Here is a 278-nt window from a genome sequence, read left to right as displayed (position 1 = left end):
TGGCGATGCCACAGCCGCAGCGTACTTTTGCGGCGATGAAAAAGTTGGATCTGCAGGTTCACGTTGCGACCAAACTGAACAGATCGCACCTGCTGCTGGCAAAACATAACTATCTGCTCCCCGCATTGGGCAGAACCGAGCGCGATCTGCAGGCGACGGGCATTCAGTCGGTGACCGTCGAAGACTCAATGTCGATGGTCCACGCGTCCTGCGGCGCGCTGAAACCGGCCTCCCGCTGGCTAAAATCAGAGCCCGCGATTGTGGCGGGCATAGCACGC

The 278-nt window shown here is 59.4% G+C and carries 1 pseudogene; it reads left to right on the top strand.

The features are described 5' to 3' along the window. Positions 1 to 278: pseudogene (locus FDX22_RS19755) on the top strand (CbbBc protein); the annotation flags it as partial.

This window comes from Citrobacter sp. TBCS-14 (assembly GCF_005280805.1).
GTDB classification, from domain to species: Bacteria; Pseudomonadota; Gammaproteobacteria; order Enterobacterales; family Enterobacteriaceae; genus Citrobacter; species Citrobacter gillenii.
Note: the sequence above shows the minus strand (reverse complement) of the source record. Positions and strands in the feature narration are given on the sequence as shown.